Origin of the sequence: Sphingobacterium sp. UBA7253 (genome assembly GCF_002472745.1) — a bacterium.
Lineage (GTDB): Bacteria > Bacteroidota > Bacteroidia > Sphingobacteriales > Sphingobacteriaceae > Sphingobacterium > Sphingobacterium siyangense.
In genome coordinates, this window is sequence record NZ_DKSP01000061.1 from 1 (window position 1) to 3,265 (window position 3,265).

At 43.7% G+C, this 3,265-nt stretch carries 3 protein-coding genes; 1 reads left to right on the forward strand and 2 read right to left on the reverse strand.

The features are described 5' to 3' along the window. On the reverse strand, positions 1-347 hold a 347-nt coding region (locus B2X72_RS05745), incomplete at its 3' end, for a CHASE3 domain-containing protein (protein ID WP_286848518.1). Between the two features lie 137 nt (positions 348-484). Beyond that, positions 485-2,200: an FAD/NAD(P)-binding protein gene (locus B2X72_RS05750; protein ID WP_286848521.1), complete on the reverse strand. Its 1,716-nt coding sequence runs from the start codon at positions 2,198-2,200 to the stop codon at positions 485-487. A gap of 206 nt (positions 2,201-2,406) precedes the next feature. Between B2X72_RS05750 and B2X72_RS05755 the strand changes: the two genes are divergently transcribed. Further along, positions 2,407-2,874 (forward strand): PA2169 family four-helix-bundle protein, encoded by a 468-nt coding sequence (locus B2X72_RS05755; protein ID WP_075994905.1) that lies wholly within the window; start codon positions 2,407-2,409, stop codon positions 2,872-2,874. The last annotated feature ends 391 nt before the right edge of the window (positions 2,875-3,265 follow it).

Genomic DNA, 3,265 nt, shown 5'->3' on the forward strand with positions numbered 1-3,265 from the left:
TGAACAAGTGTTGACAGGGTATCAATCACCTGCTGCTGCGCTGGATTATCAGCCGTAAGATCGTGTGCGCGGCTCAGCGATTGAGGCAAAGACTGAAGACCATTTTTGTAGGGATCGAGAAACTTTTCCATCCCCGTCAGCAAGTACCCACGCTGGCCCGTTTCTGCATTCTGCAAATCCTGTAGAATTTTATTGACACGGCTCATGACACGGCGACTGTGATCGACCATCGCACTATTGTGGATCTGCTTACGGATACTCACATAAGAAGCCGTTGAACTCGCTAACAGGATCAACAGTGAAATTCCAAAACCTACCTGCAGGTTTCTTAAAATAGTTTTAGGCATGCTTTTCAACAATTGAGTTAAGACAATGCCAACTGATGGTCTAGATGGCCGCCAAATATAGCAATAGGGAGCTTAAATTAAATCCCGTGTCGCCCGGCCCCAACCATCTTACCGTATTTTAACAAAAACTTACGTATTTATCCCCCTTCAGCAATCTTGCTGGCAATGATAGCCGAGGTAGCGGCGCAAAAATCTAGGCCCGAATAATCCGGATTATAGCCGCCCATGTAAGGTACAGCCATCATGAAAAGACGTTGACTGGCGTTACTGTTGTGATCTACCAGCCGGAAGCTGTCGTCTATCTTTACCCCGGGCACCTGCAAAAAAATGGCACCATCCGGAGCTACAAACATATGGTCGTTGCCTGCCAGCATTTGTTCTTTGGCCTGTTCCACTGAACGAAATCGCAGGTAAGCTGGACTGACATTGCCATTGTCGACTAAACTCTTGAAAGGAAATTCTTCAAAGTTCAAGGGGCGCTGTCCTACACAATCCACAAATGTCTTATAATGGGTTTTTACTTCTATCCCAGATTCATCGGTATAAAAATAGTTAGCGCCGCGGTCGCTCGCCGGTTCAACCCGACTGTCCGTACCCACATTGACCACTTCCAGCCGACCAGCATCGTGTAGTGCGAGGAGCTCACGACTGGAACTCTGCGGCACAAAAGCGATGACAATGGAAATCAACGGCATCAGTACTTTTTTTAAACGCAGCATATCTTCGGCAGACATATATTTGGCCGGGTAATTCAGGGTAAAGCTCAAGGCAGAAAGCACTTCTTTCCAATAGATAGACTGACGCCTTCTGATAGATTTCAGCGCTTGTTCGTGCTCCTGGCGAAATCCCTCGAAGGCATCTTTCTGTTCCCTTAAACTGAGTACTGCTTCTACAAAGTCTTCCAGGCTGAGCTTTTCCACGATCGCATAAAAGTCGGGATCCTTTTCTTTAAACTGCGCTTTAAAATTACGATCGAACAGAAAATCCAACGACACGAAACCTTCATTTTCAAGTCTGTTAAGCATGAGTTCCTCTTCGGAGATCAAGAGCTTGTTTGCTAGGAAAGGTTCTTCCTGATGGAATCGGATCGCAGGCAGTAGACCACTGCGTGTATGCATCAATAACTTAAAATTTTCACTTCCCGGGTCGATCTGATATCTTAACTCACCTGTCTCCAGCGCCTCAAAAGACCCATTATGACGTGCTATTGTGCGGATAGCATCGATTGCCGTGAGCGAAGCGCCACGTAACCCTACTGCATGGTCTGTTTTTAAGGCGAGCTTTGACGGCGGATAGGGTGATTCAAAATAATGCTCTACATTGCCCTCATACCTGGTTGGCCATTTATGTCCGGTACAGATGATAACCTTGTCTACGATATAAGTATCGATGCTGCCGACCATGATTTTAACCTGCGTCTGGCTTTCCAGATCAATGATATCACTGACCTGGCTGCCGAGATGAATCTGTGTTTCTATCCCCTTTTCATCCGCCATCCGTTTCAATAGCATAAACTGCTCCGAAAGGTAGCGGCCAAGGAGCAATCGTGGCACCACCTTGTAGCAATTAAAATCGTCAACATCGATTCCATAGCTTCGAAGCGTGGTTTCCGATAAGGATTGAACATAATCCTCAATCGTGGAGACCAGTGCGGGAATTTCATGATCCGAGACATTAGTTAGATGCTCCGATGTAGCACCTTCGTAGCTATAAGGCATCCCTGCCCCCAATTGCTTTCGGGACTCGAAAATAGATACTTTGAGACCGGCTATATTCTTTTCGACCAATCTCTTGTACATAAACAGGCCACTGGGTCCACCCCCGATAATGGCTACATGAATGTTTTGTTGCATAGTTTTCGTTGCGCTGCCTAAAGGACAGTATTCGGTTCTAAGAACAAGGGTAAATTGCAGAAAGTTTTAGGCCCATTTATTCCCGGACAATAAAAAACGGGATAAATACGGGCCACGATTTAAATACCTGAATCTCGGATTCTGCAAACGATCATCAGGTACCTGCTGTTTTTCGAATAAACAAAATGATAACAAATAACAATATTATGGAAAACAACATCAACAATCCGGAGATCATCAATGACATTATTAAGATCAACAACGACCGCATCGAGGGTTATAAAAAAGCTATTGATCTGGCGACAAGTCATGGTTTAGATAAACTTATACCAACATTTCAAAAATTTATCGGACAATCGGAAGAATTTATTGCCGAGTTGACACCTTATGTTGAGCTTGAAGGCAAAGAGGCGACGGATAGCACCATGCTGAGCGGCAAGCTTTTCCGCGCCTGGATGGGGATAAAAGTGAATATTACGGGAGATGACGAAAGAAGCCTGCTCGAAACCTGTGAGCAGGGAGAAGATGCCTTCAAATCAACTTATCAAACAGCTTTGGCTGAAGGATCGGAAGAACTTTCGCAAAATGTGCATAGCTTAATCAATACACAGCTCAGCAAACAGCTTGAAGCGCATAATATCATTAAAATGCTGCGCGATAGCAAAACCCTCTAAGATTGAAATAGTAATTTTTCTTTTTCACGAAAAATACCGAAGTGTATATTGCTTCGGTATTTTTTTATGTCTCGACTTCATCATCGACTCATCTTAGCCAAGAATGTAGCGCCGCTTTTGCTGATTGCTTCCATTTCTCCCGAACAGAGATTGTTGTCGTAACCATAAGCGGAAAAAGGGAATCTGAAAAATCATATATTATAGCAGCATTGACATAAACGGTTAAAAAAAGTAATATTTTACATCACTTGCGTCCTAAACGTTTAAAAAGTGGCGGTGTTTGGATATAGCAAAGTTGCTATATTTAAATTGCAAAATTATAACCCACCGCCAGGATAAAGTTAAAGGTTTTTAGTCAGATTTTATCTCTTATCGACCGCGAATTAGTGAA